General features: G+C 50.0%; 12 protein-coding genes. 6 read left to right on the top strand and 6 right to left on the bottom strand.

Annotated features, from left to right (window positions below):
- Window positions 1–283 (top strand): C-terminal helicase domain-containing protein (locus VIN66_RS02860; RefSeq protein WP_331922585.1); only part of this gene is annotated, 283 nt, incomplete at its 5' end.
- A 6-nt stretch (window positions 284–289) separates the two neighbouring features.
- Here VIN66_RS02860 and VIN66_RS02855 read toward each other — a convergent pair.
- Window positions 290–1,714 (bottom strand): alpha-amylase family glycosyl hydrolase, encoded by a 1,425-nt coding sequence (locus tag VIN66_RS02855; RefSeq protein WP_331922584.1) that lies wholly within the window; start codon window positions 1,712–1,714, stop codon window positions 290–292.
- Between the two features lie 265 nt (window positions 1,715–1,979).
- On the opposite strand from VIN66_RS02855, the gene VIN66_RS02850 reads away from it, so the two are divergent.
- Window positions 1,980–2,480, top strand: coding sequence for a DUF962 domain-containing protein (locus VIN66_RS02850; RefSeq protein ID WP_331922583.1), 501 nt, complete (start codon window positions 1,980–1,982; stop codon window positions 2,478–2,480).
- A gap of 177 nt (window positions 2,481–2,657) precedes the next feature.
- On the top strand, window positions 2,658–3,398 hold the full coding sequence (locus tag VIN66_RS02845) for an endonuclease (RefSeq protein ID WP_331922582.1): 741 nt from the start codon (window positions 2,658–2,660) through the stop codon (window positions 3,396–3,398).
- Between the two features lie 31 nt (window positions 3,399–3,429).
- Here VIN66_RS02845 and VIN66_RS02840 read toward each other — a convergent pair whose 3' ends face one another.
- The 4 genes from VIN66_RS02840 to VIN66_RS02825 form a co-directional block, all read right to left on the bottom strand.
- Window positions 3,430–3,921 carry a pyridoxamine 5'-phosphate oxidase family protein gene (locus VIN66_RS02840; RefSeq protein WP_331922581.1) on the bottom strand — a complete coding sequence of 164 codons (492 nt, stop codon included), beginning with the start codon at window positions 3,919–3,921 and terminating at the stop codon, window positions 3,430–3,432.
- A 275-nt stretch (window positions 3,922–4,196) separates the two neighbouring features.
- Entirely contained in the window at window positions 4,197–4,565 is a 369-nt protein-coding gene (locus tag VIN66_RS02835) for a hypothetical protein (protein ID WP_331922580.1), read from the bottom strand.
- A complete protein-coding gene (locus tag VIN66_RS02830; RefSeq protein ID WP_331922579.1) occupies window positions 4,562–5,473 on the bottom strand; it encodes a sigma-70 family RNA polymerase sigma factor in 912 nt (303 codons plus the stop codon). Before VIN66_RS02830 ends, VIN66_RS02835 begins: the two co-directional genes overlap by 4 nt.
- A gap of 138 nt (window positions 5,474–5,611) precedes the next feature.
- On the bottom strand, window positions 5,612–6,430 hold the full coding sequence (locus VIN66_RS02825) for a polysaccharide deacetylase family protein (RefSeq protein ID WP_331922578.1): 819 nt from the start codon (window positions 6,428–6,430) through the stop codon (window positions 5,612–5,614).
- Between the two features lie 126 nt (window positions 6,431–6,556).
- Between VIN66_RS02825 and VIN66_RS02820 the strand changes: the two genes are divergently transcribed.
- Window positions 6,557–7,291: a dienelactone hydrolase family protein gene (locus VIN66_RS02820; protein ID WP_331922577.1), complete on the top strand. Its 735-nt coding sequence runs from the start codon at window positions 6,557–6,559 to the stop codon at window positions 7,289–7,291.
- A gap of 90 nt (window positions 7,292–7,381) precedes the next feature.
- On the top strand, window positions 7,382–7,777 hold the full coding sequence (locus VIN66_RS02815; RefSeq protein ID WP_331922576.1) for an MAPEG family protein: 396 nt from the start codon (window positions 7,382–7,384) through the stop codon (window positions 7,775–7,777).
- Here the strand turns inward: VIN66_RS02815 and VIN66_RS02810 are convergent.
- Entirely contained in the window at window positions 7,740–8,804 is a 1,065-nt protein-coding gene (locus VIN66_RS02810; protein ID WP_331922575.1) for a hypothetical protein, read from the bottom strand. The two genes, VIN66_RS02815 and VIN66_RS02810, sit on opposite strands and share 38 nt — an antisense overlap.
- A gap of 164 nt (window positions 8,805–8,968) precedes the next feature.
- Here VIN66_RS02810 and VIN66_RS02805 point away from each other — a divergent pair, with 164 nt between their 5' ends.
- Complete coding sequence (locus VIN66_RS02805; protein ID WP_331922574.1) at window positions 8,969–9,769, top strand: hypothetical protein; 801 nt, start codon at window positions 8,969–8,971, stop codon at window positions 9,767–9,769.
- Window positions 9,770–9,830: the final 61 nt, after the last annotated feature.

Here is a 9,830-nt window from a genome sequence, read left to right as displayed (position 1 = left end):
CGGTGGCACCGGGTTAAACCTGACCGCTGCGGATACCGTTATTCACTACGATCCGTGGTGGAACCCGGCGGCAGAAGCACAGGCAACAGACCGCGCCCACCGTATCGGCCAGCAAAAAGCCGTGTTTGTTTATAAACTGATTGCCAGCAATACGGTAGAGCAAAAAGTACAGCTGTTGCAGCAACATAAGCGCCAGCTTGCCGACCAGCTATTCGCCGGTGGCAAGGGCCAACCGTGGCAAGGCCAGGCTGACGATCTACTGGCGCTGTTCAGTGCCGACTAACGCCGTTTAATCGGCGTACCACATTCTGGCCTGCCGCGCCGGCAGGCTGAAGTTAAAACTGCCACCGCTGATATACACCAGATTATTGCCGCTCAGTACATCGCGATAATTGCGGTACCAGTAAAAACGGTTGTGAGTATTAATATTAAAACTTTGCGTGCTGCCGCATTTATTAATACCCACTATACCTTCCTCGCCACGGCGGAATAATATTGCACAGTCATTCCAAGCCAGCATTTCCATGCCTTGCCCCTGCATACGGTTATGAAAATTCAGCATCTTACTGATATGGTCAGCTTTATAGGCATTGACCCAGCGATTGCTGTCAGTGCCAGTGCTGTCGCTGAAGACCAGCGGCTTACCACCATCGCGCCCCATAACGTAGGCATAGGCCAGATACTCATCAGTTGGGTCCATGATCAGGTAACGAAAACCATCATTAGTCGGAATGTCGTGAGTAATGGTGAAGGTGACGGCCCGGCTATTCTGCAGCGCCTGGCCGTAAGATGCCGGGCTCACTAACTGGCTTAAACTGCCACCAAAGCCAAAAGCCGTCCGAACTGCGTTAAATAATGGGAAATCGTAGGCTTTATGGTCAGTGTATTGCAGGTACGGCGCTAAAAAGCTGTCGTACTCATTGTTGCCGGCACCGCCGCTGGTAATAATCTCGCCAAACAGGTACATGCCGCTTTTAATGTCGCTGGTGAAAATTTCATTGATATGCCAAATCGTCATATGCTTGGCCGCGTCGACCCGGAACCCTTTAACACCGAGGCTTTTTAATGCCGTCAGGTAACTACGCTGCTGCTGCACCACCCAGCTGTTCGGGTTTAAATCCGGCAGACCGGTATCGCCACTACCGCCACATAAGCGGTAATTCTGCACCTGCCAGACGTCATTGTAATTGCTGATACAGTTTGCCGGGTTAAAGTCAGCGCTGCCAAACAGGCCCTGGGTTAAATTGCCGAATAAACGCTGGTTATTCCAGTAACTGCTGTTGCTACCATAACTGTTTACCGTGGCCTGACCGGGAAAGTCGGTTGCACCATTACGCTCATTAGCCATATGGTTTAATACAATATCGGCGTATACATCCACTTTCCGCGCCGGATCAGTATCATTTAACGCATTGATCATATTTACAAAAGCCTGCTTATTACCTTTGCAGTGATCAATCACCCTCAGGTCCTGCGGCTGATAACGTTGCCACCAGGCGCAGTTAGCCGCATTAGATTTCAGCGGTGGCGCTACCAACACGGCTTTATAACCGAGGTTTTTAATCTCAGTTGCTTTGGCGGCGACATCGTCATAATGCCAGTCAAACGCATGTAAAATGGCATCGGCACTGACGTTATTGCCAAATAACAGCGGGGCAGCCGTAAGCACCAGCCAGCACAGCTGGCGTTTTAGTACAGAACTGATTACTTGCATTGGTCTATCCTTTATTTTCATTAGTTTATGCAAGCCATCCGTGAACCGACGCGCCGCTGCAGTGACGCAGCAACACGGTGTTATTGACTACAAGCTCCGTTAACACCTGCCCAGCCTACGCCTTACTGGCATTAATTTATTGCCTATATACGCCAAATTTACATTTTAGCTACAACAGGAACAAAGTATCTCATTGACCCTGCGTTATAGTGGATTTAGGCTTAGTGATTACTCACTTAATTCCGTACATTGCAGGTACACAACGATGAAAAACCTGACCGAGCATTTAAGCCAGTACGCGCAGTACCACCGGGATGAACGCAACATACTGACCCATTACGCCGGTATTCCACTTATTATGGTGGCGGTATTTGCTTTGCTGTATTGGCCGCTGTTTAGCCTGGCCGGTGTTGTTATTACCCCAGCGTTACTGTTGTTTATTGGCGGTATGGCGTTTTACCTACGACTGGATCTGCGTTTTGCGTTAGTCATGTTTATCTTCAGCGGCGTGAGTCTTCTGCTGGCAGCGCAATTAGCCAGCCTGCCGTTTGGTGTCTGGCTGGCCAGCTCTGTTGGCTTGTTCGTGGTGGGTTGGGTACTGCAGTTTATCGGTCATTACTATGAAGGTAAAAAACCAGCCTTTGTCGATGATTTAGTCGGCTTGCTGGTTGGGCCCTTGTTTATTATGGCAGAGCTCGGTTTTAAACTTGGCCTGCGCAAACCGCTACAACATGATATCGAGCAAATTGCCGGGAAACCGCATTAAGTCAGCTAAAGTTCTGCCCAGTTTATTAAGCAGGTATATGCTCAGGAACAGGTTTACCCACGCTAACACGCCGTGAACCCATCCTTGGGGGCTCGTTTCCGCCCGTCCAGGGCTTCAACGGTCAGCGTAGGGCAACCCTGTTCCTTTTTAACGTCTCACTGAAATAAGTAGTAGTGAATGAAATTTGTCGCGTTATGTAGCAGCTATTTGCTGCTGTTATGTTCTGTCTTTACCTTAGCCGCCCCCACAAACTTTGATCAGGCCAAACGCTTAGCCCAACGTATTCATGCGCCCGAAGCGACGAGCTTTTATTGCGATTGCGCTATTCGCTGGCAAGGCAAGAAAGGCATACCCGATTTAGCCAGCTGTGGTTATCAGGTGCGAAAAAACGGCCCGCGCGCTAACCGGATTGAATGGGAGCACGTGATGCCGGCGCATCATTTTGGCCATCAGCGTCAGTGCTGGCAAAACGGTGGCCGCAAAAATTGCGTAAAAACCGATAGCACCTTTCGCGCTATGGAAGCCGATTTATACAATCTGGTACCAGCCATAGGTGAGGTAAATGGCGACCGCAGTAATTACCGCTTTGGTGTTTTACCATCAGCCCCTGCCCAACATGGTGCCTGTCCGGTTAAGGTTGATTTTAAACAACAAGTGTTTGAACCTGCTGCCGCTGTACGCGGTGATATTGCCCGGATTTATTTTTATATGGCCGATAAATATAACCTTAGCCTGTCGCGCGCTCAGCAACAGCTGTTTATCGCCTGGCACAAACAAGACCCGGTAACCGCGCAGGAACGCGACTTGAACACGCGCATCAGTCAGCATATGGGCCACGATAACCCTTTCGTCAGCGGCAAGCGCGAATGGCAGTTAGGTTATAAAGCGACGGGATATGGTGTGGTTGTCAGCCAGTAAGCTGGCTGACACTTCTACCACACTACCGGTTTTACTTCGCAGTACCGAATTTTTCATGCTCGCCAAGTTCAGGTTGCTCGCCGGTAAGCCTCGCCCTCATGGTTTTAATGCTGTTTACCATCTTACTACTGCTGCTATCCCAGTGTTCGCCACGCTTAATTTTAATCTCAAGCATACCGACATTAGGAGATTCTTTGCCTTGCGGAAACCAGGCGGCGACAAAACTGTTCCAGTATTTATCAATCAGCTTTTTATCCCGAGTGGCCCTGCCTGTGCCGGTCAGTGAGACATAAGTCTGGCCGTCAGGGTCTGCAAAACTCAAGCAAATGTCATGATCTTGCTCCAGTTCGAGTACCTTTTCTGACTCAAGGTCAGTGTAAAACCACAGCGTGCCGTCGTATTCGTCCTGCACCAGTACCATAGGGCGGGCGCGCAGTTCGCCGCCGTGATGCGTGGTTAACATACCGGTGTTGATTTTCTTGATCAGCTGCCAAATTTTTTGCTTATGCTCCGGGCTGGACATAGTTCCTCCTCGTTGCCTGAGATCGCATTAGTTGGTCAAAACCATAGCAAGTAAAAATGCTGCCTATAAAGCATAGAGACCGAGGCCTAAGTACAAGTTCAGCTTAATTTTCAACAAATTTAAAATGCTTGATTTACAAACAGCAGCACGTCTGGACTGGATGTGATTTTAAAATTAAACGGGCGGCCTGAGGGCACTTTGCAATCAGTACTAACAAGAGTAAAGATACATGCGTAGCATTTGCCAATTAGCAACCCGGTTTAAGCCATTGTGTGTTATAACGGTTGTATTACAGCCCTGCCATAAGCGATAAAAGCGCAGACTGCTGCTACCACCAGCCAGTAGATAAGCGGGCTATAACTGCTGCCAACAGCATTAAGGTGCACGGCTGAGAGCATTAGCATCTCTAAGGCGATACACACCGCAGCTACAGGAATCAATATCGCCAGCGGTTTGTAAAACACCGGTAATATCAGACATAGGCTGCACAGCAGCTCTACACCGCTCATTGTCAGCCACAGGCTATTCGGGATCGCGGCTAACGACGGCATAGTGTGCTGGGCAGAATGTGAGAATTTCCACACTGCGCCGGCGGCAGTGTGCAGTGCAAGCAAGATTTGCATCAGCCATAGCAGGATATTCATGCTGTTACTCCGTTTTTGGTATTAATCAGCTGGATGTCAAGACTATCCAGCGCAGCTCTGTCCATCACTATATTCACGGTGGCAATTTTGCCGTCTGCAACGGTAAAGCAAAATGCCACCATCGCCTTACCGTTGACGCCCCAGGTACCACCCGCAAGGCCATTTATCATCGCCAATTGAGCACCAGCCGCCCGACCTTTAAAGGTTGCCGCCACCTTGTCAGCGCCCCGAATTTCAGACGCAAACTCTGGTGCGCCTTTGGCTTTATTGGCGGTACTGATTTTAATCGCAGTAGCATCAGCGCGTAGCACTACGTCAGGATGCAGTAGCCGGAGCAGCGCATCAAAGTTACCTTCACGCGCAGCCAGCAAGAACGCAGCAACAATGCTTTGCTGCCGCGCTGTGTCTTGCTCTGCAGTGGTTGCTCCGCGAATACGACGACGGGCCCTGCTGGCGTGTTGCCTGGCCGACGCTTCCGGCAGTTCCAGAATGGCGGCAATCTCAGCAAATGACAGCTCAAACACATCATGTAGTACAAAGGCAACCCGTTCAGCTGGCGTCAGCATATCCAGCAGTAACAGCAGCGCGGGCCCGATTAAATCCAATTGCAGCAACTCCGCTTCAATGTTGTCTGCTGCGTCATTGGCAATTTCTGCAACATTATCATCAATGGTGTCATGATTAGATTTTCGCGCGCGTAACATATCAAGACACACCCGCGCTACAACAGTAGTCAGCCAAGCGGTAAGGTTTTCAATGCTGGCCGCTTCTACCCGATTAAGCCTGATCCAGGCTTCCTGTACCGCATCTTCAGCTTCGCTGCCCGAGCCAAGCATACGGTATGCGACCTTATGCAGATGCTGTCTTGATGCTTCAAACTGCTGTGTTAAATAATGTTGTTCTGTCATGCAAAGTCATATCCTGTCGGTTTACTCAGTGTCATTTTTTTACTTATCTATTGCTATGACGTAGCACAATGCAAAAACGTGACAACATTTACTTTTTCAACAGCTAAATGGGCTTAACAATATGAATTATAAAAATAATTATTCTTCTGAAACTTTACCCGCAGCCTGTTGCGTTTTCACATGTTGCATAATGTTAATAAAAGTATCTGTCCAGTAAATATCACGGTTCGCCGCCAGATAGGCCAACAATTCTTCATGTGCCTGGGCAGATACACTCAGATGATCGCCCCCTATGCCATGAAAGGTAAAATTGACCATAGTACCGCGCTGTGCCGCTTGTTTAACCAGGCTGATTAGCTCTGCACCACTATTGCCCACCGGGGCGATAACCGGTACGGAATGCACATCAAACTGCGCCATATCGGCGACGATGCCACCTATTTTTGCTTTTATACCAACAAAATCATCAGCCAGCAGCGGCAAGTAAGGCTGGCCTCCTGCCAGCGCATCACCACACGGAGCGGTAAAAGTACGCTCGGTTTCACCGTCAACAGCGAACAGCATGCTGTTACCCAAGCGAATTTGCTGAACCAACTGCTGCGCACTGAGTTTATCCAGATCGTTTTCTGCCGCTACCCAGTCCCGGCCCGGTTTGCTGGCAGAGCATTGATGGAACAGCGTATGGTTACCCAACTCATGCCCCTGCTTGGCGGCAGTACGCCAGTCACTTAAACGCGACCTTAACAACGGACTGTACAACGGCAGGTAAAAACTGGCTTTCAGTCCATGCGCATTCAGCGCAGGAATAGCGCTATCGAGCTGCGACGCTAAAGCGTCGTCGTACGCCAGGCTAACGGCAGCTTTAGCGCCATTTGGCCAGGCAAAGCCGGCCTGCGCATGACTTCCGACACTGGCGATAGCACTGTACAGCAGGGCGTAAATAATCCATTTAAACATAGGGTTCTCCGGTTAGCTGTTTACACCCTAAACCACTGAACGTCTGCAGTAAATACGGGCAGCAAGCTGACAAGCCAGCTGCAATCCTCTACCATAGCCATCAAGACTGCTAGAACCGGATATATCATGCAAATCACCTCTGAATGGCTGACCCTGGATACCGCCACCGGCAGCATGCGCTGCCAGTTATTCCGCCCGCAAAACAGTAACAAACGCTACCCGGCAATACTGTTCTATTCCGAGATTTTTCAGATCACCGCCCCAATAGCCAGAACGGCGGCAATGATGGCCGGCCAGGGCTTTCTGGTAATGGTGCCGGAAGTGTTTCATGAATTAAACGCCGCAGGCACCGTGCTGGCTTACGATGATGCAGGCAAAGACAAGGGCAACGCGGATAAATGGGCTAAACCTTTAAGTAGCTACGATAGCGACAATGCGGCCATGCTCAGTTACCTGCAAAAACGTAGTGACTTTAACGGCAAAACCGGCGCGATGGGTGTCTGTATTGGCGGCCATCTGGCATTTCGGGCGGCATTAAACCCGGCGGTAAATGCCGCATGTTGCCTGTACGCCACAGATCTGCACAGCGACACGCTGCCTGTTGGCAGCGGCAAACAAACGCTGGACTGCGCCAATCAGATACAGGCAGAACTGCTGATGATCTGGGGTAAACAGGACCCTCATATCCCTGCAGAAGGCCGGGCAAAAGTGTATCAGGCGCTAACGCAGGCCGGTTGTAACTTTAGCTGGCACGAAGTCAACGGCCAGCATGCGTTTATGCGTGATGAGGGAGAGCGCTACGACCCGGCACTGGCACTGTGGGTGTACCAGCAAGCCCGCGAGTTATTTCAGCGCATGTAAGCATCCATATAAGATGCTGTAAAACCGTTAAAATAACGTTATGCTAACGCCCGTGATGAACCACGGGCTTTTTAATTAAGGAACCCAGCAATGACTACTGCTTTATATGCTGCACTACTTGCTTTGTTTTATATCGCGATGAGTTTTAAAGTGGTCGGCAAACGCCGCAAATATCAGGTCGGAATTGGCAGCAACGGTGAAATGGAACTGGAGCGGGCCATACGGGTGCATGGCAATTTTGCCGAATACGTGCCCTTTGCCCTGCTATTGCTGTTTCTGGCCGAATACAGTGGTTTGGCGCCGTTTTATATTCACATTATGGGTGTCGCCTTAATCATAGGCCGCCTAAGCCACGCCTGGGGTGTACGCCAGATGAAAGAGCCGCTGGGCTTTCGCGTATTTGGCATGATACTTACATTCAGCGTAATGCTGCTGTCCGCCATCGCTATTATTGTGCTGTACTGTTCACGCTTGCTCCTGTGGTAAGTACAGCTTGTTGTCGCAGCGGTTCTAGTTCGCGCAGCTGCTGCTGGTATAGCGCATAATCCGGTACAACACTGTTCAGCAGCTTACCAACGGGGTTATACAAGCTGTTATACCATGGCCTTGCCGGCACCGTTTCAGCATTTATTTGTGCCAGTAACAAACTGGCGCGGTCGTTACTGCTGGCCTGCGGCAACAATAGTGGCTGCAGTAAAAGTGATACTGTTGCATCCGTCAGGCTTTGCTCAGTTTTCACCGCCTCTGGCTGCAGCATATTAGCAATGACCATATTGCCAAAAGCCCACTCACCGACGAGCGCTTGTTGCAGACTGAGCTCTTTATCGTCAAAAGGCTGTGACCAGTTATTTGGCAAGGTGGCGCTGCGCTCAGCTACAGGCAGCTGTTGCAGTATCATGCTGGCAACACTGAAGTGTTGTTTGATTGCGCTGGTGCTGACCATTTTACCAAGCAACAGCTGGCTACCAGCCATAGTGCGACGCCAGAATTGTAGGTCCTGTTGTAGCAGCGACTTCACTGCTGCAGTGTCTTGCTGCAGGGCTGCCTGCCAGGCCTTTAACAACCACAACTGTTGTGCCTGTAACATTGGCTGGTAAGACGGTATGGCATCCATGGTGGCAGGCACCGGTTCATACCAATACTCAAACTGTTGTAACCGCCGGTAAAAATCGGCAAGCTGCTGATGCTCAGTAATCACAGTGTCCAGCTGAGGTTGCAGTGTAAGCAAGGCGCTCTGACAGTCTTGGCCGCCGCATTGCCGGGTAAGATCGGCCAGTAGCGCAGATACGCTTAGCGCATTATCAGCGCTATGGGAAGAAAAGTACCGGTAGCCGTTGTTATCCTGGCTCAACTGCGGCGGCGCCTGCAGGTGCTGCTGTAACGCCAGCGCCGCAGCGGAAGGTTGTTCATCCTGCCAGTTAATGGCCAGTAACACCAGATAACATGTGGCTACAGCGCCAAGCAGTATCACCAGCGTTTTTAGCAAATACCCAACCACTTTCGCCAATTGCATGCTTGATCCTTTTATGCAAAACCAGGTTTGTTACACAGTGCTAACAGTTAACATACTTTCGCTGCACCTGTACAGCATAGATCAACGCAACCGTTAGCTATTGCTCTGTAAGGTAATAATGTTTAGCTTAGGTACAGCATGCATAGCAAAGCGCAGGATTCTCAGTGCAACAGGCCAGATACCTTAGTGACAACCGCTTAATCAGCACAGCCGAATATAAAACAGCGGCTGAGCAGTATCGCGGCTTATTACTCTGTCCGCTCTGTGGAGAAAAAGCCTGGTTTATCAAGGAAGTCAGTAGCGAAAACATCAACCGTGCGGCCTGTTTTGGTGCCCACCATCAGCAAGGTTGTGAAGCCGCTACACTGCGGCTGAATGCAGAAGATGATGCGACTGACAGCAACAAAGCAGACAAAGTACGCGAGCCGTCTGCCCGCTATGCGCCTGCAGGTTTGTGGCAAAGCATAAAAGCACCGCAGCTTGGTGGTATCGACGGTTACGATGTGAATACCGCTTTGCGCCAGTTATTAAGCCACCTGTGCCGTAACCGCGATTTTGCCAACCAAGGGCAGAAAATTCAGGTGCTGACAGCTGCCGGGCGGGAGCTGATAGCCGGCAAGCTGGCCGATTATCTGGTGCATATCAACGACATCAGCGATAAACATTTACAGGCACTGTATATATTTTGGGGCCAGATAAACAATGTGAATGAGCGCGAATGTGAAAACCCGGCAGACGATGAGCTGTGGCTAAACACCGGCGACTACCGCAAAGAACCGAGTATTTTTATCGATGCTGATTTACGTTACAGCTTAATGCGCCGGTTTAAGCTTACAGATCTTGATGCGTTAAGTGGCGCGGACTTTATTTTGCTCGGGCATGCCGGTAAATCGCCACACGGCAAGTTTACGCTGCATATCGCGATGAGCAAGTATATTGCTTTTCGCCGTTACAATGCTAACTGATTCAATAATAGCAACAGCCTGTTATTAGCGTTTTCCACTATTTAGTAGTGAAAAACACAAC

Source organism: Rheinheimera sp., assembly GCF_036568245.1.
Taxonomy (GTDB): Bacteria; Pseudomonadota; Gammaproteobacteria; order Enterobacterales; family Alteromonadaceae; genus Alishewanella.
Note: the sequence above shows the minus strand (reverse complement) of the source record. Positions and strands in the feature narration are given on the sequence as shown.

What these genes read in the sequence shown, in the direction of transcription:
- VIN66_RS02855 (WP_331922584.1), bottom strand. Translation starts at nt 1,714, where the DNA reads ATGCAAGTAATCAGTTCTGTACTAAAACGCCAGCTGTGCTGGCTGGTG.
- VIN66_RS02850 (WP_331922583.1), top strand. Translation starts at nt 1,980, where the DNA reads ATGAAAAACCTGACCGAGCATTTAAGCCAGTACGCGCAGTACCACCGG.
- VIN66_RS02845 (WP_331922582.1), top strand. Translation starts at nt 2,658, where the DNA reads ATGAAATTTGTCGCGTTATGTAGCAGCTATTTGCTGCTGTTATGTTCT.
- VIN66_RS02840 (WP_331922581.1), bottom strand. Translation starts at nt 3,921, where the DNA reads ATGTCCAGCCCGGAGCATAAGCAAAAAATTTGGCAGCTGATCAAGAAA.
- VIN66_RS02835 (WP_331922580.1), bottom strand. Translation starts at nt 4,565, where the DNA reads ATGAATATCCTGCTATGGCTGATGCAAATCTTGCTTGCACTGCACACT.
- VIN66_RS02830 (WP_331922579.1), bottom strand. Translation starts at nt 5,473, where the DNA reads ATGACAGAACAACATTATTTAACACAGCAGTTTGAAGCATCAAGACAG.
- VIN66_RS02825 (WP_331922578.1), bottom strand. Translation starts at nt 6,430, where the DNA reads ATGTTTAAATGGATTATTTACGCCCTGCTGTACAGTGCTATCGCCAGT.
- VIN66_RS02820 (WP_331922577.1), top strand. Translation starts at nt 6,557, where the DNA reads ATGCAAATCACCTCTGAATGGCTGACCCTGGATACCGCCACCGGCAGC.
- VIN66_RS02815 (WP_331922576.1), top strand. Translation starts at nt 7,382, where the DNA reads ATGACTACTGCTTTATATGCTGCACTACTTGCTTTGTTTTATATCGCG.
- VIN66_RS02810 (WP_331922575.1), bottom strand. Translation starts at nt 8,804, where the DNA reads ATGCAATTGGCGAAAGTGGTTGGGTATTTGCTAAAAACGCTGGTGATA.